This is a genomic window from Paractinoplanes durhamensis (assembly GCF_016862175.1).
Taxonomy (GTDB): domain Bacteria; phylum Actinomycetota; class Actinomycetes; order Mycobacteriales; family Micromonosporaceae; genus Actinoplanes; species Actinoplanes durhamensis.
This window is the reverse complement of the sequence record NZ_BOML01000060.1, coordinates 1-19,558: the sequence shown is the minus strand read 5'-3', so window position 1 is coordinate 19,558 and position 19,558 is coordinate 1. Positions and strand designations below refer to the sequence as shown.

The 19,558-nt window shown below is 71.7% G+C and carries 20 protein-coding genes; 10 read left to right on the top strand and 10 right to left on the bottom strand.

From position 1 onward, the window contains the following. Positions 1 to 213 precede the first annotated feature (213 nt). On the top strand, positions 214 to 558 hold the full coding sequence (locus tag Adu01nite_RS37835; RefSeq protein ID WP_203734136.1) for a cupin domain-containing protein: 345 nt from the start codon (positions 214 to 216) through the stop codon (positions 556 to 558). Between the two features lie 87 nt (positions 559 to 645). Here Adu01nite_RS37835 and Adu01nite_RS37830 read toward each other — a convergent pair whose 3' ends face one another. After that, on the bottom strand, positions 646 to 1,149 hold the full coding sequence (locus Adu01nite_RS37830) for a PaaI family thioesterase (RefSeq protein WP_203734135.1): 504 nt from the start codon (positions 1,147 to 1,149) through the stop codon (positions 646 to 648). A gap of 56 nt (positions 1,150 to 1,205) precedes the next feature. On the opposite strand from Adu01nite_RS37830, the gene Adu01nite_RS37825 reads away from it, so the two are divergent. The 6 genes from Adu01nite_RS37825 to Adu01nite_RS37800 all read left to right on the top strand — a co-directional run bounded on the left by Adu01nite_RS37825 (position 1,206) and on the right by Adu01nite_RS37800 (position 9,464). Continuing rightward, positions 1,206 to 1,688, top strand: coding sequence for a winged helix-turn-helix transcriptional regulator (locus tag Adu01nite_RS37825; protein ID WP_203734134.1), 483 nt, complete (start codon positions 1,206 to 1,208; stop codon positions 1,686 to 1,688). A 174-nt stretch (positions 1,689 to 1,862) separates the two neighbouring features. Further along, entirely contained in the window at positions 1,863 to 2,660 is a 798-nt protein-coding gene (locus Adu01nite_RS37820; RefSeq protein WP_203734133.1) for a cyanophycinase, read from the top strand. Further along, entirely contained in the window at positions 2,657 to 5,455 is a 2,799-nt protein-coding gene (gene cphA, locus Adu01nite_RS37815; RefSeq protein WP_203734132.1) for a cyanophycin synthetase, read from the top strand. Before Adu01nite_RS37820 ends, cphA begins: the two co-directional genes overlap by 4 nt. A gap of 523 nt (positions 5,456 to 5,978) precedes the next feature. After that, complete coding sequence (locus tag Adu01nite_RS37810; protein ID WP_239133008.1) at positions 5,979 to 7,973, top strand: serine/threonine-protein kinase; 1,995 nt, start codon at positions 5,979 to 5,981, stop codon at positions 7,971 to 7,973. 218 nt (positions 7,974 to 8,191) lie between these two features. Beyond that, positions 8,192 to 8,440 carry a hypothetical protein gene (locus Adu01nite_RS37805; RefSeq protein WP_203734130.1) on the top strand — a complete coding sequence of 83 codons (249 nt, stop codon included), beginning with the start codon at positions 8,192 to 8,194 and terminating at the stop codon, positions 8,438 to 8,440. Positions 8,441 to 8,561: 121 nt separating this feature from the next. Next, positions 8,562 to 9,464, top strand: coding sequence for a sigma-70 family RNA polymerase sigma factor (locus Adu01nite_RS37800; protein ID WP_203734129.1), 903 nt, complete (start codon positions 8,562 to 8,564; stop codon positions 9,462 to 9,464). Positions 9,465 to 9,699: 235 nt separating this feature from the next. Here the strand turns inward: Adu01nite_RS37800 and Adu01nite_RS37795 are convergent, their stop codons facing one another. The 6 genes from Adu01nite_RS37795 to Adu01nite_RS37770 form a co-directional block, all read right to left on the bottom strand. Continuing rightward, a complete protein-coding gene (locus tag Adu01nite_RS37795) occupies positions 9,700 to 10,446 on the bottom strand; it encodes an urease accessory protein UreD (RefSeq protein WP_203734128.1) in 747 nt (248 codons plus the stop codon). Continuing rightward, positions 10,446 to 11,090 carry an urease accessory protein UreG gene (gene ureG / locus Adu01nite_RS37790; RefSeq protein ID WP_239133014.1) on the bottom strand — a complete coding sequence of 215 codons (645 nt, stop codon included), beginning with the start codon at positions 11,088 to 11,090 and terminating at the stop codon, positions 10,446 to 10,448. The genes Adu01nite_RS37795 and ureG overlap by 1 nt, the downstream gene beginning before the upstream one ends. A gap of 121 nt (positions 11,091 to 11,211) precedes the next feature. Then, on the bottom strand, positions 11,212 to 11,859 hold the full coding sequence (locus tag Adu01nite_RS37785) for an urease accessory protein UreF (protein WP_203734127.1): 648 nt from the start codon (positions 11,857 to 11,859) through the stop codon (positions 11,212 to 11,214). Next, the gene (locus Adu01nite_RS37780; RefSeq protein WP_203734126.1) at positions 11,859 to 13,577 is read right to left on the bottom strand and encodes an urease subunit alpha; all 1,719 of its coding nucleotides are present in this window, start codon (positions 13,575 to 13,577) and stop codon (positions 11,859 to 11,861) included. Before Adu01nite_RS37780 ends, Adu01nite_RS37785 begins: the two co-directional genes overlap by 1 nt. After that, on the bottom strand, positions 13,574 to 13,948 hold the full coding sequence (locus Adu01nite_RS37775; RefSeq protein ID WP_203734125.1) for an urease subunit beta: 375 nt from the start codon (positions 13,946 to 13,948) through the stop codon (positions 13,574 to 13,576). Before Adu01nite_RS37775 ends, Adu01nite_RS37780 begins: the two co-directional genes overlap by 4 nt. Then, complete coding sequence (locus tag Adu01nite_RS37770) at positions 13,945 to 14,247, bottom strand: urease subunit gamma (RefSeq protein WP_203734124.1); 303 nt, start codon at positions 14,245 to 14,247, stop codon at positions 13,945 to 13,947. The genes Adu01nite_RS37775 and Adu01nite_RS37770 overlap by 4 nt, the downstream gene beginning before the upstream one ends. Positions 14,248 to 14,560: 313 nt before the next feature. Between Adu01nite_RS37770 and Adu01nite_RS37765 the strand changes: the two genes are divergently transcribed. Together Adu01nite_RS37765 and Adu01nite_RS37760 are read left to right on the top strand one after the other, a co-directional pair. Continuing rightward, positions 14,561 to 15,682, top strand: coding sequence for an FAD-dependent monooxygenase (locus Adu01nite_RS37765; RefSeq protein WP_203734123.1), 1,122 nt, complete (start codon positions 14,561 to 14,563; stop codon positions 15,680 to 15,682). Beyond that, positions 15,679 to 16,245 carry a TetR/AcrR family transcriptional regulator gene (locus Adu01nite_RS37760; RefSeq protein ID WP_203734122.1) on the top strand — a complete coding sequence of 189 codons (567 nt, stop codon included), beginning with the start codon at positions 15,679 to 15,681 and terminating at the stop codon, positions 16,243 to 16,245. The genes Adu01nite_RS37765 and Adu01nite_RS37760 overlap by 4 nt, the downstream gene beginning before the upstream one ends. Here the strand turns inward: Adu01nite_RS37760 and Adu01nite_RS37755 are convergent. Then, positions 16,218 to 16,562, bottom strand: coding sequence for a VOC family protein (locus Adu01nite_RS37755; protein ID WP_203734121.1), 345 nt, complete (start codon positions 16,560 to 16,562; stop codon positions 16,218 to 16,220). The genes Adu01nite_RS37760 and Adu01nite_RS37755 overlap by 28 nt on opposite strands. Before the next feature lie 115 nt (positions 16,563 to 16,677). Between Adu01nite_RS37755 and Adu01nite_RS37750 the strand changes: the two genes are divergently transcribed. Continuing rightward, positions 16,678 to 17,886 carry a hypothetical protein gene (locus Adu01nite_RS37750; RefSeq protein ID WP_203734120.1) on the top strand — a complete coding sequence of 403 codons (1,209 nt, stop codon included), beginning with the start codon at positions 16,678 to 16,680 and terminating at the stop codon, positions 17,884 to 17,886. Here Adu01nite_RS37750 and Adu01nite_RS37745 read toward each other — a convergent pair. Both Adu01nite_RS37745 and Adu01nite_RS37740 read right to left on the bottom strand, forming a co-directional pair. Beyond that, positions 17,873 to 18,628 (bottom strand): arylamine N-acetyltransferase family protein, encoded by a 756-nt coding sequence (locus Adu01nite_RS37745; RefSeq protein WP_239133013.1) that lies wholly within the window; start codon positions 18,626 to 18,628, stop codon positions 17,873 to 17,875. The two genes, Adu01nite_RS37750 and Adu01nite_RS37745, sit on opposite strands and share 14 nt — an antisense overlap. Before the next feature lie 166 nt (positions 18,629 to 18,794). Further along, positions 18,795 to 19,558 (bottom strand): hypothetical protein (locus Adu01nite_RS37740; protein ID WP_203734118.1); only part of this gene is annotated, 764 nt, incomplete at its 5' end.

Genomic DNA, 19,558 nt, shown 5'->3' with positions numbered 1-19,558 from the left:
GTAGCGAGCGATAGCTTTCGATGTCGCATCGTTCGGGAGGGGACTGTCATGCGGATCGGCCGGGCGCTCGTCGCCGCGAGTACCTTGCTGGACTGGGCCGGCGACGTCGAGCTGACCGCCGCGGCACCGTCGGCGGTCGTCTGGCACCGCTGACGGGGCTCGCCTCGTCGCGAACCGGTCCGAAGTGGCCGCGCCGGTCACTACTCTGCCGGGGTGGAGATCTTCTCGTTCGAGGTGGCGTCGGGCCGGGCCATCAGTGCCTACGGCAGTGTCGGTCTGGTCGCGCAGAAGCTTGTCCGGGGTGACGCGGTCGACGTGACCGTGCTGCATGTGGCAGCCGGTGGGCACATCGGGCGGCACGTGGCGCCGGTCGACCAGCTGTTCGTCGTCACCGCCGGGCGCGGGGAGGTGCAGGCCGGTGACGGTGACTGGGAGCCGGTCGCGGCCGGGCGGGCGGTCTTCTGGGCGGCCGGCACCGAGCACGGGACCAGGGCCGACGAGGACATCACCGCGATCGTGATCGAGATGGAGGAGCTGCCGGTGGTTTTGAAAGCGTGACCACCGGGGCCGGGCCGGAAGCCGGGGACGGCCTTGGGCCGGCGCTCAGCTTTTCCCTGAAACACGGGACCTGGCTACGTCGTACTTTTATGAAGGCATTTCGAAGATGAGGCAACTGCTTGTTGCGTGGGCCAGTAGCCGGCCTTTGGTGTCGGTCAGCTGGGCCGCGGCCAGAGCGGTTCGGCGGCCCTTCTGGAGGACCGCGCCCCGGCACGTTATGCGGCCGGTCGCGATGGTTACCGGGCGGAGGAATTTCACCGTGAGGTCGAGGCTCGTGTAGCCGATGCCGATCGGCAGGGTGCTGTGCACCGAGCAGGCGGCGGCCGTGTCCAGAAGCGTGGAAATGATGCCGCCGTGCATGCCGCCCAGGGGGTTGTAATGGAATTCCTGGGGGTCCAGATGGACCGTTACCGAACCCTCCTCGACCTCCATCGACGCGACGTCGATCAATTGCATGATCGGCGGGGCCGGCAGCTCGCCTTTCGCCATCGCCTGCAGGTGGTCGAGGCCGCTGCGGCGGCCGATCAGGCTCGCGTGCACCGACGGGTCGCTCCAGCCGAAGGTGCGGGTCCGGTCCTGGGTCTGGGTCATGGACGCAGCCTCGCCGCCGCTTGCTGCGTCTGTCAAGCAGACCTAGCCTGGGTGTCATGAATTCCACAGCCGTCCCGGAAGCGCTCAGCTGGTCGATCGACGGGTGCACGATCGGGCGGGCGATGGAGGTGCTCGGCGAGAAGTGGACCGTCGTGGTGCTGCGCGAGGTCTTCAACGGGGTGCGGCGCTTCGACGACATGCGGGTGCGCACCGGGGTGCCGCGGCAGGTGCTGGCCAATCGGCTCGGGATGCTGGTCGAGCAGGGCGTGCTGCGCCGGGTGCCCTATCGCGAGCCGGGGGCGCGGGAGCGGCACGAATACCGGCTGACGCAGAAGGGCCTCGATGTCTATCCGGTGCTGATCACGCTGTTGGAGTGGGGAAATCGGTATCTCGCCGAGCCGACCGGGCCGCCGCTGGAGTTCGCGCACCGCGAGTGCGGGGCCGAGGTGCACGCGGAGATCCACTGCGCGGCCGGGCACAAGATCGGCGACGTGCGCGAGGTGGTGTCCCGGCCGGGGCCCGGAGCCAGCCGCCGGTGACCTCGTCGTGGGCCGGCGGGCGCTACGTCCGGTACTCGCCGACCGTGCGGCTCCAGCTGCTGCGGGTTACCCACCTGCTGCCCGCGGACTACCCGCATTAGGCGGATGTTTCGTATTTGTTCCGTTTAACCTCAGGGATGGCTGCTGCATCGTTGCGTCGCTGGGGGTGGAACTATGTCGAATCATGGCCGCCTCCTGATCATCGGTGGCGCGGCCGGCCACGCGTTGCTCGCGCGATTTGTCCAATTGGCCGGCGGGAATGCGGCGCGGATCGTCGTGATCGCCACCGCTTCGTCGGCGCCGGCTGAGGCCGAGGCCGCGCACGTGGCGGCCTTCACCGCGCTCGGCGCGGCGCAGGTCGTGCCGCTGCGCCTCGACGATCGCGCGGCCGCCAATTCGCCGCACCCGGTGATTCGCCAGGCCACCGGTGTCTTCTTCACCGGCGGCGACCAGGAGCGGATCGCCGCGGTGATCGGCGGGACGGCCACCGACTCGCTGCTGCAGGCCCTGGTGGCGGCGGGCGACGTGGTCCTCGGCGGCACCAGCGCGGGCGCGGCCGTCATGTCCGGCACGATGATCGTCGAGGGCGACGCGCCCGGGGTCAGCCGGGCGAGCGTGCGCACCGGGCCCGGCCTCGAGTTCCTCCCCGGCGTGCTGATCGACCAGCACTTCGCCGAGCGCGGCCGGATCAACCGGCTGCTCAGCGCGGTCGCCCTCTACCCGCACGAGCTCGGCCTCGGCATCGACGAGGACACCGCCATCCTCACCGACGGCGACCGGTTCGAGGTGCTCGGCAGCGGCGCGGTCACCGTGGTCGACGCCGGCGCCGCCACCGACATCCGGGTGCCTGCCCAGGGCCCGATCACGCTGGCCGGGGCACGCATCCACGTGCTGCCGGCCGGCCACACCTTCCACCTCACGGGACGCCGGCCGGTCGTCGACGCACCCGCGGCCGAACGGGGAGTCGCATGAAGATCGAAAGCCTGCGCCGCCTGCGCGGACCCAACGTGTACCTGTCCCGGCCGGCGGTCGTGGCCCGGCTGCGGCTGGGCGACCTGGCCGGGCGGGAGACGTCCGATGTCACCGGCTTCCCGGAACGGATGCTGCGCGCGCTGCCCGGCCTGGCCGAGCACCACTGCGCGGCCGGGGCGCCGGGCGGCTTCGTCAGCCGGCTGCGCGGCGGCACCTACTTCGGGCACGTCACCGAGCACGTCTGCCTGGAGCTGTCCCAGCTGATCGGCCGGGACGTCAGCTTCGGCCGGACCGTGTCGACCGGCGAACCCGGCGTCTACCACCTGATCCTCGAATGCCCGGTCGACGAGCCGGCCGGCTCGGACGTGCCCGGCGAGCTGCTCGAGGTCGCGGTCGACCTGGTGAGCGAGATCGTCGCGGGGCGCTCGTTCTCCAGCGTCGCACTGGCCACCGCCGCATCAGGCGTGCCGGAGATGCAGCATGGATCGACCGCGGCCCGGCTCGCCGACCTCGCCTCGCTGGCCGAGCGGGAGGCCACCGGGCCGAGCACCCGGGCGATCATCGCGGCCGCCCGCCGCCGGGGTATCCCGGTCGAGCGCTGCGGCGATCTCAGCCTCGTGCGTCTCGGCTGGGGCAGCCGGCGCCGGCTCGCCTGGGCGGCGATGAGCGACCGCACCAGCGGCGTCGGCATCGACATCGCCGGCGACAAGGAGATCACCCGGCGGCTGCTGACCGAGGCCGGCGTGCCGGTGCCGGCCGGTGGGGTGGCCCGCGATGCGTCCGCGGCGGCCCGGCTCTTCGCCGAGCTGGGCGCGCCGGTCGTGGTCAAACCACGGCAGGGCCGGCACGGCGACCGGGTCACGCTCAGCGTGATGACCGGGGCGGAGACGGCGTACGCGTTCAGCGCGGCCGGCGAGGACGTGATCGTCGAGCGGCAGCTGACCGGCCGCGACTACCGGGTGCTGGTGGTGGCCGGGGAGGTGGTGGCCGCCGCCGAGCGGATCGCCGCGCACATCGTCGGGGACGCCGGGCACACCGTCGCCGAGCTGGTCGACCGCACCAACACCGACCCGCGCCGCGGCGCCGGGCACTCCCGGGTGCTGACCCGGATCACCGTGGACGACGCGGTCCTGCGGGTTCTCGAACGGCAGGGGCGCACGCTGTCCTTCGTGCCGGCCGCCGGCCAGCGGGTGTGGCTGCGCGAGACCACCAACCTGTCCACCGGCGGCACCAGCCACGACGTCACCGACCGGGTGCACCCGGACGTGATCCGGCTGTGCCTGCGGGTGGCCGCCCTGGTCGGCCTGGACATCTGCGGGATCGACCTGCGGCTGCCGGACATCGCCGAGCCGCTGCCCCCGGTCCGCGACGGCGACGAGGTCACCGGCGGGGTGATCGAGGTCAACGCGGTGCCCGGCCTGCGGATGCACCTGGCACCGGTGCGCGGCCGCGCGCACGACGTGGGCGACGCGATCGTGCGGGCGATGTTCCCGGCCGGCTCGGACGGCCGGATCCCGGTCGCCGCGGTGACCGGCACCAACGGCAAGACCACGGTGGCCCGGCTGACCGCGCACCTGCTCGCCGACACCGGGCTGCGGATCGGGCTCACCACCACCGACGGGGTCAGCATCGACGGGCGGGAGATCTTCAGGGCGGACGCGACCGGGCCGCTGTCGGCGCAGATGGTCCTCGGCGACCCGGGCGTGCAGACCGCGGTGCTGGAGACCGCGCGGGGCGGGCTGCTCAAGCGCGGCCTCGGCTACGACTTCTCGGACGTCGGCGTGATCACCAACATCACCGCCGACCACCTCGGGCAGGACGGGCTCGACACGATCGAGGACCTCGCGCACGTCAAGGCCCTGGTCGCCGAGCGGGTCCGGGACGGCGGCACGCTCGTGCTCAACGCCGACGACCCGTGGGTGCGGTCGCTGGTGGACCGGCCGCGGGTGCGCGCCGACCGCAAGCGGATCGTCTGGTTCGGCCTCGACCCGCGGCAGCCGGTGGTGGTCGAGCACCTCGCCAAGGGCGCCACCGCCTACCTCCTGCAGGACGGCTGGCTGGTCCAGGCGACCGGGGCCCGGCGCACCCCGCTGGTGCGGCTGGCCGACCTGCCCGGGGCGTACGGGGGAGCGGCCCTGCACGCCGCCGCGAACGCTCTGGCCGCGGCCGCCGCGGCCCGGGCCCTCGGGGCCGGGCAGGAGTCGGTGGTGCGCCGGCTCGCCGACTTCGACCCGCCGGTGGCCAACCCCGGCCGGGCCACCCTGCTGCGCCTGGGCGACGTGGCGGTCTTCGTCGACTACGCGCACAACCCGGCCGCGCTGGCCGCCACGCTGCGGACCCTGCACCGGCTGTGGGGTGCCGAGCGCTGCGTGGCCGCGGTGACCCTGCCCGGCGACCGGCGGGACGACCTGCTGGCCGCCTGCGCGCAGATCGTCGCGGACGGGGTGGGCCGGGCGGTGCTCTACGACGACGAGGACCTGCGCGGCCGGGAGCCGGGCGAGGTGTCGGCGCTCGTGGAGCGGGAGATGCGGGCCCGGCGGCCGAAGCTGATGTCGATGCGCGAGGACGGCTACCGGGAGGCGATCACGTCGGCGGTGCGGCTGGCCCGGCCGGGGGAGGTCGTGCTGGTGCTCTACGAGCGGCTCGCGCCGGTGCTGTCGCTGCTGTCCGAGCTGGGCGCGATGCGGGGCGGGGACATGCCGGTGCCGGCCGGGATGCCACTGCCGTCGATGCCGGCGCCGGGCGCGCTGCCGTCACCCGCGCGAGACCTGGTGAAGGGCGTTCTACTCGGATAGGGATCTTCGGTGCGAGGCAACACGCGCCGTGCGCACATTGGCACGTGGAACTGGCTGAACAGCTGAGCGGTTCACCCGATCAGATGGGGTTGCACAGCTAGATCCTTCAACCTTTGTCACATGTCCAGTAATTAAAGATCATCTCTCAGTGACGTGTTTCGTCTCGATCAGTGACCGGACGGCGACAGCTGGTGGATCGTTCTGTTGCCGACCTTCAGAAGGCTGAACTTGCGAACCTTCCGACTTTCCACATTAAACGGTGATTTTCCGGGGAAAAATACCCGGTGATGAGTCCAAGATCCGACCTTCGGCCTGCTTGCCCCTGCCCCGACGGGTGGCAAGTGTCGGGAAACGGTCCGTAACGAGTCGCAGGTAGAGGGCGGTCTCGACCGCTCGTGGTAGAGGGCCATCGTGGGCTAACATCTCGCCGTCGATGGGGAACGCCCGGTAAGGGTGGCTCCCCGACGTCGAGAAGCATGGCGGTGCGACTCGGCGTTACTTCGGAGCGCGCATGTGGGGGCACATGAGCACGACGGACCTGCCCGGAGCGAGCCTGCTGGCCGATAGATATCGGTTGGTGGAGCGGCTCGGTGCCGGCGGGATGTCAGTGGTGTGGCGAGGCTTCGACGAGGTCCTCGGTCGCCAGGTCGCGGTCAAGGTTCTGCCGCCGTCGACCAGCACGGACCCGGCCTTCCGGCGTCGGCTGCGGGCCGAGGCCCAGGCGGCCGCGCGCCTCAGCCACCCCAACATCACGAATGTCTACGACTACGGCGAGGCCGTCACCGTTGACGGTGAGCCGGTTCCGTATGTCGTGATGGAGCTCATCGACGGCGAGTCGCTCGCCGCCGTTCTCGCCCGGAGTCGCCGGCTGCCCTGGCAGCACGCGGTCCGGATCACCGCTGAGGTGGCCGCCGCACTGGCCGCCGCGCACTCGCGCGGCATCGTGCACCGCGACGTCACCCCGGCCAACGTCATGCTCACCCCGAGCGGGGCCAAGGTTGTCGACTTCGGCATCTCGGCCCTGATCGGGGAGAACGACATAGACCCCGACGGCAGCCTGCTCGGCACGCCGGCCTACCTCGCGCCCGAGCGGCTCGAGGGCGGCCAGGTCAGCCCGGCCACCGATGTCTACGCGGTCGGCCTGCTGGTCTACCGCACGCTGATCGGTCAGCTGCCGTGGGACGTCGGCACCACCACCGCGCTGCTGCGCGCCCATCAATACATCGAGCCCGACCCGCTCCCGCCGGTCGAGGGCCTGCCGCACGCGGTCCGCGCGCTGGTCGGCCGCTGCCTGGAGAAGCGCCCGTCCGACCGGCCGTCCAGCGCCGAGCTGGCGCACGTGCTGGCCGGCATCGCCGCGGGTGCGCCGTCGGTGGGCCGCGGCTACGTGCCCGACTGGGCGGAGAGCGGCGAGGACACCACGATCCTGCCGCGCCAGCAGCGGTCGTACCCGGACGTGATCCGGGGCGGCCAGACTCCGGAGCCGCACGCCGAGGAGCCGCCGGTGCGCAACAGCCGGTTCGCGGCGCTGCGCTCCGGTCCGGTCGTGATGGGTGCGGCGGCCGTGGCCGCCGCGGGCGCCGCGCCGGCCCTGCGGCCGGCCTATGACGGCAACAAGCCGCCGGACGGCCCCGAGCGGCCGTCCAAGGGCCGCAACAGCGCCTCGCAGAACCACACCCGCCGGGTGATGATCGCGGCCGGCACCGTGCTTCTGCTCGGCACCGGCACCTATGGCTGGAGCCTGGTGAGCAACGCCACCGGTGCCGGCGGTGCCGGGGCGAAACCGCAGCCCAGCGTCGTGGCGGCCACCGGCAAGTGCGTGATCGGCTACTCGGTGACGTCCGACGCGGCCGGCAAGTTCACCGCGAACCTCATCCTGGCCAACCGCAACAACGAAACGCCGTTCCCCAGCTGGAAGCTGTGGTTCATCCTGCCCGGCGACCAGATCGTCGCCCCGAACGCCAAGACGCAGATGGTGCAGTCGGCCAACACGGTGACGATCGAATCGACCGCGTCGCTGGGTGCGCTGAAGACGATCACGCTGCCGATCACCGGGACCTACACGAAGAACAACACCGCCCCGCTGGCCTTCATGCTCAACGGCAGCACCTGCGAGACCTTCGTGTCGGATGCGCCAGGTGCGCCGGCTCGTCAGGTCGAGCACCTGTCCAACGGTGACACGCGGCTGTCCGCGACGCCGTCGGGCAGCACCCCGATCCCGGGGATCTCGATCGGCCCGGACAACGTCATCAAGGTCACGCCGACCACACCGACGGCCAGCGCGAAGCCGAGCGACAGCACGAGCAGCCCGGCGAAGGTCGACACCGACCCGACCACCAGCCCGCCCACCACGGCGCCGACGAAGGGTGGCCCGGCGCCGAACCCGGGCGACGTGCCCAGCAGCGACCCCACGACGGCGCCGACCACGGCACCGACGACGGCCGCGCCGACCACCACGCCGCCGACGACGTCGCCGGTCCTGAACTGCGACCCGGAGATCGACTGCCCGACCGCCTGAGCACGCGTTTGCGATCGGCCGTCCGGGGGAGAACCATCCACCGGGCGGCCGATCGCCGCGTTAGGGTGAAAGCGATGTGAGCAGGCACTTTCTGGAGCGATCCGGCGCCTGGCGACCGATCCGGCACCCCACCGGCGTGGCGGCGACCCCGGTGCCGCCCGCGCGGGACAGAATCGCTCCAGCGGGGCCAAACGAGTCGTACATCGGGGAGTTTCGACATGATCAGCATGGTGAAGGATCTGGCGGCCGAGGCGCTGTTCGTCTCCAGCCTGCAGCCGTCCGAGTGCCCGAGCAACCGGGCCGTGGAGCAGGCGGTGACCGCGATGCTTCTGCTGCACGGCAGCGAGGGTTGCGCGGCCGAGGTCGCCACCGAGTTCGGTGACCACCCGGACACCGCGGTTCGCCGGATGCACTGGGTGAACGAGGAGCTCACGGGCGTGGTCGCGCCCGCTCCTGCGCTTACCTGAGCTTTTCTCGCAAAAAGCACCATAAAAGCAACCGAGTTCGGCCGCCGCTGCACCTTTCGGCGACCAAGGTCTTCCTCGTCAGCCGGTTTCATCAACCGGTCGTATGAGCGAGGAGGACCACGTGACGACCACGACCGAGCTCCCCGCCACCATCGGCATCATCCACGACGCGCCGTCCGCGCGTGATATCGAGGACCTCGTCCGCGAACACATGCCGATGGTTGGCCACTTGGTCCGGGAACTGCTCAACCGGGTACCGGGCCACGTCCATGCAGATGACCTCTCCTCGGCCGGCTTCGCCGCGCTGCTGGGCGCGGCCCGCTCGTTCGACGTGACCCGGGGCATCCCCTTCCACCGTTTCGCCGCGGTCCGGATCCGGGGAGCCCTCCTGGACGAGCTGCGGGGCCAGGACTGGGCGAGCCGCTCGGTGCGGGCCCGGGCCCGGCGCAGTGCCGCGGCCCGCCAGGAGCTGACCGCCGCCCTGGGCCGTACGCCCACGGACGCCGAGGTGGCCGAATACCTCGGCATCGGCGTGGCGGAGCTGGCGACGGTGGAGGACGACGTGCAGAAGGCGGCCCTGCTGAGTTTGCAGGGCTTCCCGACGGGCGCCGCCGAGGAGATGGTGCCGGAGCTGTCCGAGGGCCCGGAGGACCTCCTGCTGAAGCGGGAACGTCTCGGCTACCTGCATCAGGCCATCCAGGCCCTGCCGGAACGCCTGCGCATGGTGGTCACCGAGTCGTTCCTGCAGGAACAGCCTCTCAGCGACGTAGCGGCCCGGCTCGGCGTCACCGAGTCCCGGATCTCCCAGCTGCGCACCGAGGCCCTGCAGCTGTTGCGCGAGGGCCTGAACAGCTCCCTGGCGCCGGAACTGCTGACGGTGGCGGCCGGCGGCCCCAGGACGAGAAAGGGCTGTCTGCAGCGCCGCCGTTCGGAGTATTTCGCCCGGGTGGCCACGCAGGGCAACCTGCACACCCGGCTGGCCCTGACGGACGCCCACGGCGTCCCGATAGCCGTAGCGGCCTAGCGAACGGGGGCGTCGGCTCTCGACGCCCCCCAAAACCCGCGTTCGGTTGCGCTCACCGGCATCCCTTCCGCCGAGCAGGCGGCTTCGCCGGCGGAGAGTACGCGGGTAAGCCGCCCCCAACCGCAACCAGCCCGTCCCCACCCCACCAAAACCACGCGTCCCCGCGTCAGCCTCCGCCGAGCTGACGCGCCGGCCGGCGGCGCAGCCCTGCGCGAGACCGTCCCGCGATCGGGGCTCAGGCTGCCAGCGGCTGCCGCGCGGCCGGCTCGGGCTCGCACAGCGGGTCCAGGGCGGCCTGGACCTGGCGGATGTCGGCGCCGACAGCGGTGGCCAGCATCCCGGGGCCGGCCAACGGCATCAGCGCGGCCGACGACGAAGCCTGCAGCGTGTTCGGAAGGCCCGGGACCGCGACCAGGGTGCCGACCGCGCGGCCGCCGCCCAGCACGGCTGCGCCGTCCCAGCCGTCGGCCTGCGGGCCGACCGCAAGGGTGTGGCGGTACAGGGTTCGGCCGGCGTAGCGGATCGTCGTGTCCATCCGGACGTTGCCGGACGGCTCGGCGTGCCGGCCGCAGACCAGGTCGTCCCGCCACAGCAGGGTGCCGCCCTCGGCCACCGCCACGACGGTCTGCGCGTGGTGGTCGCAGCCGGCCGCGGCGATCAGCGGTTCCGGCAGCCACCGCAGGGTTCCGGCCACCGACGCCTTGATGGTCAGGCGGGACGGTGGGGCGGGGCGGCCGGGCAGCGCCAGCTGGGCGGCCACGCTGCGAACCGTCAAGGTCGCGCCGGCCGCCACCGTGATCTCCAGGCGCAGGTCGTCGCCGCGCAGCGGGCCGGCCGCGCCGCCCACCAGGTGCACGGTCACCTCGCCGGGGGTGCGGCCGCCGGTGCGGCGCAGCAGCAGGGGGGACTCGCCGCGCAGGACGGCCAGGCGGGTGCCGCCCCGGTCGTCCGGCTCGGCGACCACCTGGGCGAACGCCTGCATCAGGCGGCCGGGACGCGGGCCGCCACCAGGGCGCGGATCCAGTCGGCGACCGCGGTGGCGCCGCGGTCCTCGACCAGGGACAGGAAGACCGTGGGCAGGTCGCCCCGGCGGTGTTTCGCGTCGTGCTCCATCACCGACAGGTCGGCGCCGACCATCGGGGCCAGGTCGGTCTTGTTGATCACCAGGAGGTCGGCGGTGGTGACGCCGGGGCCGCCCTTGCGGGGGACCTTGTCGCCGCCGGCCACGTCGACCACGAAGATCTGCTGGTCGATCAGGCCCTTGCTGAAGGTGGCGGTCAGGTTGTCGCCGCCGCTCTCCACCAGCACCAGGTCGAGCGGGCCCAGTTTCTCCTCGAGCTCCTCGACCGCGTCCAGGTTGGCCGAGATGTCGTCGCGGATGGCCGTGTGCGGGCAGCAGCCGGTCTCCACCGCGCGGATCCGCTCGGCCGGCAGCACCCCGTTGCGGAGCAGGAAGTCGGCGTCCTCGGTGGTGTAGATGTCGTTGGTGACGACGGCCAGCCGCAGCTCGGTGCCGAGGGCCCGGCACAGGGCCGCGACCAGGGCGGTCTTGCCCGAGCCGACCGGGCCGCCGATGCCGATCCGCAGCGCGCGCGGGCCGGTGCCGAGTGGGGTGTGCGGGTCCACGCCGGGGTCGGGGTGGGTGTGCGGCACCTCGTCGGGTTCGTGCGTGTGCGGGGCGACGTAGTTCTCGGAGGGCCGAGGCCAGGCCCCGCCCGTCGGTTCGCCGTGCTCGCCGTGTGTGTGGTCAGGAAGCAAAGAGACGCACCTCCCAGGTGGCGTGGTGCTCGGCGCCGATGTCGAGCAGGGGAGAACCCGCGGCCGGCAGGTCGTCGACCGGGTCGTCGGACCGGCGCGCGGCGTCGGCCGCGATCCGGTCACAAACAGGAGCGAGCCGGGCGAGGAGCCCGTGCACCGCATAGGGATCGAGCCCGAGCAGCCGCACCGCCGCGCTGGCCGCCCCGGTGGTGACACCGTGCGCGGCGGCGACCGCCGCGTCCAGCGGTCCGAGCCCGGCCCCGGCCGCGAGCAGCCCCAGCGCGACCGGCTGATGCATCTCGCGCGGGTAAGAGGCGGCGAGGGGCCACATCGAGCGGCCGGCCCGCAGGAGGGCGCGGCCCTGGGCCCGGGAAGCCTTCCGCAGGGCCGGGGACGGCGTGCGGGCGTCGAGGCCCTCGTCCAGGGCGGCCCAGTCGGCGGGGCGGTGGCAGGCGGCCGCGGCGAACGCGGCCGAGACCAGGCCGCTGGTGGCCAGCTTGCCGCGCAGGAAGCCGAACACGTCGTCGAGGTCGCGCACCCGGCCGGCCGAGACCTGGGCCTCGAGCCCGCCGGAGTGGGCGTGCCCGCCGGACGGCAGCCGCCCGTCGGCGAGCACGAGAAGAGTCGCGAGACCCATCAGAACAGGAAGTAGCGCTGGGCCATCGGCAGGGAGGTGACCGGGTCGGGTTCGACGACCTCGCCGTCGATGCGGACCGTGAACGTGTCCGGTTCGACCTCGATGCGGGGCAGTGCGTCGTTCAGCGGCATGTCCGCCTTGCCGACCCGGCGGGTGTCGCCGACCGCGGCGAACGCCCGCTTCACACCGATCCGGTCGCCGAGCAGCGCGTCGATCGCGGCCGGCGCCACGAACGCGACCGAGGTCTGGGCCGGCACCGCGCCGTACGCCCCGAACATCGGGCGCGGCAGCATCGGCTGCGGCGTGGGGATGGACGCGTTGGCGTCACCCATCTGGGCGTACGCGATCATGCCGCCCTTGATCACCAAGGCCGGCCGGACCCCGAAGAAGGCCGGGTCCCAGAGCACCAGGTCGCCGAGCTTGCCGACCTCGACCGAGCCGACCAGGGAATCCATGCCGTGCGCGACGGCTGGGCAGATCGTGTACTTCGCGACGTAGCGGCGGGCGCGGTTGTTGTCGGCGGCACCGTCGCCGGGCAGGGCGCCGCGGCGGGCCTTCATCACGTGGGCGGTCTGCCAGGTGCGCATGATGACCTCGCCGACCCGGCCCATCGCCTGCGAGTCCGACCCGATCATCGAGATCGCGCCGAGGTCGTGCAGCAGGTCCTCGGCGGCCATCGTGGACGGCCGGATCCGGCTCTCGGCGAACGCCAGGTCCTCCGGCACCGCCGAGTTGAGGTGGTGGCAGACCATCAGCATGTCGAGGTGCTCGGAGAGGGTGTTCCGGGTGTACGGCCGGGTCGGGTTGGTCGACGACGGCAGCACGTTGGCGTACGACGCGACCGTGATGATGTCCGGTGCGTGCCCGCCGCCCGCACCCTCGGTGTGATAGGCGTGGATGGACCGCCCGCCGATCGCGCGCAGCGTCTCCTCGACGAAGCCGGCCTCGTTCAGCGTGTCGGTGTGGATCGCGACCTGCACCCCGGCGGCGTCCGCGACGCGCAGCGAGGCGTCGATGACGGCCGGCGTCGTACCCCAGTCCTCGTGCAGTTTGAATCCGCCCGCGCCGCCGCGGAGCTGCTCCCACATCGACTCCTCCGACATGGTGTTGCCCTTGCCGAGCAGCAGCACGTTGATCGGGAAGGTGTCGATGGCCTCGAGCATCCGGGCCAGGTGCCAGGCGTTCGGCGTGACGGTGGTGGCCTTGGTGCCCTCGGCCGGGCCGGTGCCGCCGCCGATGATCGAGGTGATGCCGCTGGCCAGGGCGGTGTTGAGGATGGTCGGGCTGATCAGGTGCACGTGGCTGTCGATCGCGCCGGCGGTGAGGATCTTGCCGTTGCCGGCGATGATCTCGGTGCCCGGCCCGATCACCAGGTCGGGGTGCACGCCGTCCATCGTGTCCGGGTTGCCGGCCTTGCCGATGCCGACGATCTTCCCGTCCCGGATGCCGACGTCGGCCTTGATGATGCCCCAGTGGTCGAGGATCACCGCGCCGGTGATCACCGTGTCCGGGCTGCCCTCGGCGCGGGTGGCGCAGGACTGCCCCATCGACTCGCGGATCACCTTGCCGCCGCCGAAGACGACCTCGTCGCCCGGCTGCGGCCCGGCGCTGCGGTCCTCCTCGACCTCGATGAGCAGGTTGGTGTCGGCCAGCCGGATCCGGTCACCCTTGGTGGGTCCGTAGAGGGCGGCATACCGCCCGCGGTCGAGTGTGGTCATCGCGGGCTGCCGTTCTCGGGTTCGGTCGACTCTTCCTCGGCGAGCGGGGCCTCAACAGGGGCGCCGTCCAGCGAACCGCCGGCCAGGCCGCGCAGGCCCGGCACGATCCGGTTGCCGGCCAGCGCGACCAGCGCGACGTCGCGTGGCATCCCGGGCTCGAAACGCACCGACGTCCCGGCCGGCACGGCGAGCCGATGGCCCCAGGCGGCGGTCCGGTCGAAGTCGAGTGCCGCGTTCGACTCGGCGAAGTGGAAGTGCGAGCCGACCTGCACGGGACGGTCCCCGGTGTTACGCACCGTCAGCGACAGCACCTCACGCCCCGGGTTGATCTCGATCGACCCCTCACCCGGAATCACCTCGCCGGGGATCATGCGATCGGCCCGTGCACGGTGACGAGCTTGGTCCCGTCCGGGAAGGTCGCCTCGACCTGCACCTCACCCAGCATCTCGGGCACACCCTCCATGACGTCGTCGCGGGTCAGCACGCGCCGGCCGGCGTCCATCAACTCGGCCACGGTGCGCCCGTCGCGCGCGCCCTCCAGCAGGAACGCCACGATGATCGCGGTCGCCTCCGGGTGGTTGAGCTTGAGCCCGCGTTCTTGCCGGCGCCGGGCGACATCGGCCGCGACGTGGATGAGCAGGCGTTCCTGCTCGTGCTGGCTGAGGAACAACCGAACCTCCCTGAGTCCCGCCGGAAATGCTCGCAGCCGGAAGTTTCACATGTGTTACCCCTTCTGTATCGAAGCACGCGCCCGGTTGATGACCAGGACAAACCTCAAGATCAACTACATCGGAAAAGTACGCGGTGGATGGCGTCCCGGGCCTGGCGGATCGGCCGGTCGGTGGTCACGGCCGTCGCGGGCCGTCGGCCCGGCCCCGGTGGTCACCCTCGAAAACAAATGCCAACAAGCGTTTGCCAACAGCTGTTGGCATCGCTTACGGTGGTTGCCAACACCTGTTGGAAAACCAGTGAGGGGAACGGTCATGACATTCCAGACCGATGTGCTGATCGCCGGCGCGGGCCCGGCCGGGCTGACCCTGGCCGCCGCGCTCACCGCCCGGGGCGTCCCGGTGACGATCGTCGATCGGGCCGCCGAGGGCGCGAACACCTCGCGGGCCGCCGTCATCCACGCCCGCACGCTCGAGGTGCTCGACGAGCTGGGCGTCGCCGGTGAGTTCGTCGAACGGGGAGTGATCGTGCCCCGATTCACGATCCGTGACCGCGACCGGGCTCTCATGACGATCGACTTCGGAGGGTTGCCCACGGCGTACCCGTACACCCTGATGCTGCCGCAGAGCGAGACCGAGCGGATCCTCGCCGGACACCTCGCCAAGCTCGGGGTTGAGGTCCGCCGCCAGGCGGAAGTGGTCGGCGCCCGGCCGGACGCCGACGGGGTGACCGTCACGCTGACCGGCGGCGAGACCGTTCGTGCGCGCTACCTGGTCGGCGCGGACGGCATGCACAGCACCGTGCGCGAGCTCAGCGGCATCGGCTTCACCGGCGACGCGTACGCGCACTCGTTCGTCCTGGCCGACGTACGGATGGACGGGGCGCTGCCCGGCGACGAGGTGATGCTCTACTTCGCGCCCGCCGGTCTGGTCGTCGTCGCGCCGCTGCCCGGCGGCCGGCACCGCATCGTCGCCACCCTGGACGAAGCGCCCGAGAAGCCGACGCTCGCCGACGTGCAGGCCCTGCTCGACGCCCGCGGCCCGGTCCGCGCGCCGGCCCGGGTCCGCGAGCTGATCTGGAGCTCGCGGTTCCGGGTGCACCACCGCCTCGCCGACCACTACCGCAGCGGGCGGATCTTCCTGGCCGGCGACGCGGCGCACGTGCACAGCCCGGCCGGTGGCCAGGGCATGAACACCGGCATCCAGGACGCCGTCGAGCTCGCCGCGGTGCTCGCCGACGGCACCGACCTGGACGCTTACGAGCGGCGCCGGCGCCCGGTCGCGGCCGGAGTGGTGGCGATGACCGACCGGATGACCCGGCTGGCCACCTCCCGCAATCGCCTGGTGACCGGCCTGATCCCGGTGGCCGGCCGGGTCCCGGCGGTGCGGCGGCGGCTCGCGATGCGCCTGTCCGAGCTGTCTACGATCGCGGCATGACCTCGGCGGTACGCAGATCCGACGCGACCCGGGCGGCGATCCTGGTCGCCGCCCGCGAGCGATTCGCGAGTGACGGCTACGAGCGGGCCACCATCCGGGCGATCGCCGCCGACGCCGGCATCGACCCGTCGATGGTGATGCGCTACTACGGCAACAAGGAGAAGCTGTTCGCCGCGGCGGCCGAGTTCGACCTGCAGCTGCCCGACGCGGCCGGCATCCCCGCCGACCAGCTCGGCGCGACCCTGGCCCGGCACTTCCTGCAGCGCTGGGAGGGCGACGAGACGCTGACCGCGCTGCTGCGGGCGGCGGCCACCAACGAGGCGGCCGCCGAGCGCATGCGGTCACTGTTCGGCGACCAGCTCCTGCCGGTGGCCGCGGCCGCCTGTCCCGACCCGGCCGACGCCCCGCGCCGGGCCGGCCTGGTCGCCAGCCAGATGCTGGGCCTGGCCCTGTGCCGCTTCGTGCTGCGGCTGCCACCGGTGGTGGCGATGACCGCCGACGAGGCCGCCGCGTGGGTCGGCCCGACCATCCAGCGCTACCTGACGTCCGCCACCAGCGCGTAGATGTTGCCGTCCGGGCCGCGGAAGTGCTGCCAGCTCTCGCCCGGTTCGCCGATCACCTCGATCCCCGCCGCGCGCAGTTCCTCGACCGCGGCCGGCAAATCACGCACGGCGAAACCGGCCACCGGCCCGGTGTCGAAGAAGTCCTTGTTGCTGCCCGCTCCGAACACCTCGACGTTCCGCCCGTCCGGCAGGGTGAACACCCAGAACCCCGGCTCGGTGTAGGTCTCGCGCAGCCCGAGCACGGTTCGGTAGAAGCCGGCGAGCGCTTCCGCCCGGTCGGTCCGGGTGCCGAGCCAGCCCAATCCAGTGATCTCCATGAGCGTCAGTCGACAACGTGAACCGAGGTTGAGGTCAACCCCCGGTGCCTCCCGTCCGTACTGGAGACCGAGGAGAGCGCACCGGATGGTGCCGCCCTCCGTCCCAGGAGGAACGATGGCGCCACGCCCGCCCGGCGACGAACCGGCTCATACCCCCGAGCCGGACTCGTCCGCCGACGTCTTCGACTACGCCGACTACGCCCACGACGACTACGGCGCCGCCCCCGAGTTCCATGGGGAGCGGCCGGGCGCGGAGGAGTATGCGACCGGGGAGTATCCGGTGGAGCGGTACCCGGTGGCGGGGCCGCTGGCGCAGAACTATCCGGCCGAGACGAACCTGGACGACCGGACCGGGGAGTGGCCGGCACCGAGCGAGGAGGACACCGACCCGGTCGGCTTCGAGCCGGTCGAGCAGCGCGAATATCCGCCGCCCACCGACCCGTTCGACGACACCGAGTACGACGACTACACCGTCCGGGCGGCCTACCTCACCGTGCTCGACGACGATGACGACATCGACCTGCCCGGCTGGGGCACGCCCGGGGTGGAGGAGACCGCGCGCGGCGGCCGGGTGCGGCGTTACCGGCGTCCACTGCTGGTCGCCGGGCTGGTCCTGTTCCTGGCCGGGATGGCCACCGCGATCCTGGTGGCGCCGCGCTGGGTCGGCGGCGGCGGCGACGACCGCACCGAGGCGGTCGGCACGGCCGGGGTCAGCGGCGACGCGACCCGCGGCCCGGTCGACGGTCGCACCAAGGCCGTCTTCGAGCTGGTCGACGGCGCCGCGACGGTGCGGGTGGTGGCCGACGACCTGGGCGACGACCTCTACCGGATCAGCACGCCGGCCGGCGGCGGGGTGACCCCGAAGGTCGACGACGACGGCGACACGGTCCGGCTGCACCTGCCGGCCGGTGTGCACGGCGGCCCGTCCGAGGTCGCGATCGTGCTGAACAAGTCGGTGCGCTGGACGCTGTGGATGGACGGCGGCACCGCCCAGACCACGGTCGACCTGACCGGCGCCGAGGTGGACGGCGTCGAACTGCACGGCGGCGCCAGCCGGATCGACCTGACCCTGCCCGAGCCGGCCGGCCTGCTGCCGGTGCGGATGACCGGCGGGGTGGACCAGTTCCTGGTGAAGCTGGCCGGCGCCACTCCGGTGCGGGTGCAGGTGCAGTCCGGGGCGGGCGAGGTGACGCTGGCCGGCGCCACGCACCGCGGCATCGCCCCCGGGCAGAGTTTCACCGCGAACGGCTGGGGCACCGGCGAGACCGGCGTCGACGTCTCGGCCGTGGCCGGCATGTCGGCCCTGACGGTCACCGAGGGCTGACGGTCTCCAGCCATTGCTGGTGGGCCGCGGCGAGACGCGCCCAGAGCGCGTCCCGCTCGGCCGGGCCGACGTCGTCGAGAGTCATCCCGAAGACGTCGGCCAGCGCCGCGAAGTAGTCGTCCCGCCGTTCGAGCGTCGTCTGCCGCTCGCCGTCACCGACCCGGGTGAGCACCAGCCCGCGCACCAGATCGGCACCGGTGGCGTCCCGCCGCTGCACGGTGGCGACCCGCACGAACCCGGACTCGGGCGAGGTGGAGAGCTCATGATGCCGAGCGGCAAACGCCGACATCGCGGTGCTCTCCCCACGAAAGTCCATCCCGAGAAACCCGCCACGCCGGTCATGGTCGAACCGCCATCCACCAGGCTCGACGACCGAGGGCGACAGCCGATACCGAAACGGCCCTTGCTGGTAGTCACCCGCGACAAGCGGCAACGGTTCGTAGATGCCGTCACCCATGCCAAGGTCGACGAGCCACTCACCGTCAGGCGATTCGTCGGAGGGAAGCCCCGAAACGGTGAGCACAAGATGGTTCCCGGTGGCCCCCGCAGGCAATCCGGCATTCCCTTGGACCCCACCGACATGCCGGGTAACGGCATAGCCGAGATCAAGCAGCAGAGCCGAGAAGGCACCGTTCAAATGAAAGCAGTACCCACCGCGCCCGCTAAGAATTCGCCGAACCGAGTCGCCGGGTTCAACGGTGGTGGCCCGCCCGAGCCAGATCTCAAGACATTCATAGGGCACACGCTCGGCATGGGCACGGTGAAGAGCCCGAAGCCCCTCAAGACTGGGCGGTTCCCGCTCAGCACCGAGCCGCCGAAGATACCCGGAAGAGTCAATGGCGCCACCCACGCCCAAACCCTACCGAACAGCCCCCTCACCCACTGACCCCGTCAGCGCCCCCCGAGCCTCACACCGACCGGAGCTGCTCCAGCGGCACCCGATCCATGACCCACTTCCGGTGCTCTTCGAAGTCGGCAGCCACCAGCTTGCGCGCGAGTTCCGTCAGGTCATCGATGGTCCCGTAGTTGTGCTCCAGCAGCGCGGTCAGATTTTCCAAGCGCTCTTCATCGCGGCTGCGGCGGGCGATGTCCTGACCCACCGTGGTTTGTGCCAGTACGTCGCTCATGCCTCTCCTCTTCAGTGCCTCGATCAGCAGGATCGCGAGTGGTTCAGGTCCCAGTTTACTCAGCTCGACCAGGACCAGCTGTGTGTCCGGATCCTTCACCTCGACCAGGGAATCGGCGACCCGGTCCACTACGTCCGCCGGCGGATCACTTGCCCACAGCGCAAGCGGTGCGAGCGAGCTCGCCAACAATTCTTCCGGGTCCAGATCATCGGGCACGCTGACTGACTGGTATTGCAGTGCGAGTCGGTCTCTCTGGAAATGTCCGGGGTAGCCGTTACCCAGGGGCCAGAGCGCGAATTGATGGATCCGGTACTCCGAAGCTTTGTATTTCTGGGCCATCGAGCCCCAGTACGTCACCATTCGTTCCTCGAAGCCCTCTACCTTTTCGACCTGTATCTCGATGTGATAAACGTCGTGCAGAGGGTTCCGTTTGCCGCCGTCCCGCGCCCGTTTCTGATGCTTCTCTTCGCGCCGGACCAGGAAGACCTTGTCCTTGTTTCGAGTCAGATGGCGCTGTTGCTCCGTCGGCCCTTCCAGCACCACCT

Coding starts and splice junctions, on each gene's coding strand:
- Adu01nite_RS37755 (WP_203734121.1), bottom strand. CDS start 16,562: ATGGAGATCACTGGATTGGGCTGGCTCGGCACCCGGACCGACCGGGCG.
- Adu01nite_RS37750 (WP_203734120.1), top strand. CDS start 16,678: ATGGCGCCACGCCCGCCCGGCGACGAACCGGCTCATACCCCCGAGCCG.
- Adu01nite_RS37830 (WP_203734135.1), bottom strand. CDS start 1,149: ATGACCCAGACCCAGGACCGGACCCGCACCTTCGGCTGGAGCGACCCG.
- Adu01nite_RS37765 (WP_203734123.1), top strand. CDS start 14,561: ATGACATTCCAGACCGATGTGCTGATCGCCGGCGCGGGCCCGGCCGGG.
- Adu01nite_RS37810 (WP_239133008.1), top strand. CDS start 5,979: ATGAGCACGACGGACCTGCCCGGAGCGAGCCTGCTGGCCGATAGATAT.
- cphA (WP_203734132.1), top strand. CDS start 2,657: ATGAAGATCGAAAGCCTGCGCCGCCTGCGCGGACCCAACGTGTACCTG.
- Adu01nite_RS37805 (WP_203734130.1), top strand. CDS start 8,192: ATGATCAGCATGGTGAAGGATCTGGCGGCCGAGGCGCTGTTCGTCTCC.
- Adu01nite_RS37825 (WP_203734134.1), top strand. CDS start 1,206: ATGAATTCCACAGCCGTCCCGGAAGCGCTCAGCTGGTCGATCGACGGG.
- Adu01nite_RS37780 (WP_203734126.1), bottom strand. CDS start 13,577: ATGACCACACTCGACCGCGGGCGGTATGCCGCCCTCTACGGACCCACC.
- Adu01nite_RS37795 (WP_203734128.1), bottom strand. CDS start 10,446: ATGCAGGCGTTCGCCCAGGTGGTCGCCGAGCCGGACGACCGGGGCGGC.
- Adu01nite_RS37820 (WP_203734133.1), top strand. CDS start 1,863: ATGTCGAATCATGGCCGCCTCCTGATCATCGGTGGCGCGGCCGGCCAC.
- Adu01nite_RS37760 (WP_203734122.1), top strand. CDS start 15,679: ATGACCTCGGCGGTACGCAGATCCGACGCGACCCGGGCGGCGATCCTG.
- Adu01nite_RS37785 (WP_203734127.1), bottom strand. CDS start 11,859: ATGGGTCTCGCGACTCTTCTCGTGCTCGCCGACGGGCGGCTGCCGTCC.
- Adu01nite_RS37775 (WP_203734125.1), bottom strand. CDS start 13,948: ATGATCCCCGGCGAGGTGATTCCGGGTGAGGGGTCGATCGAGATCAAC.